General features: G+C 72.5%; 1 protein-coding gene. It reads right to left on the bottom strand.

Translation table 11 applies throughout. The features are described 5' to 3' along the window. Positions 1 to 378: carboxypeptidase-like regulatory domain-containing protein (locus tag EEB19_RS26625; protein WP_222930011.1), on the bottom strand; the 378-nt coding region annotated here is incomplete at its 3' end. Positions 379 to 396: the final 18 nt, after the last annotated feature.

The following is a 396-nucleotide window of genomic DNA, read 5'->3' as shown; positions in this document are numbered from 1 at the left end:
CTCCAGGCGCCAGGACTGGGTGAGATAACCCGCGGCGGCGACACGCAGGTCGAAGCGGGTGGCCGTGATGCCGGACAGCGCATAGCTTCCGTCGGCCGCGCTGCGCGCACTGGAGCCACCGCCCGACACGTCCGCATTGGCGATGGCGGCTCCGGTGTCGGCGTCGGTGATGCGGCCCGCGACCTCGGTGGTGGTGCGCACGGCCTGCAGCACGACGTCGCCGAAGTCCATCACGGAGCCGGACACGGCCAGCACGTCGGCGGATGCGGAGCGATAGCCGCTGCGGGAGAAAGCGATGCGGTAGCTGCCCGCGGGCGCCTGCAGGTCGAACGCACCGGCAGTGCCCGTGGTGGCCGAGGCGGCACTGCCGATCGCCACCGACACACCACCCAGGCC

The sequence above is a fragment of the Gordonia sp. OPL2 genome (assembly GCF_003797825.1).
GTDB lineage: Bacteria > Actinomycetota > Actinomycetes > Mycobacteriales > Mycobacteriaceae > Gordonia.
This window is presented reverse-complemented; position numbering and strand designations above follow the sequence as displayed.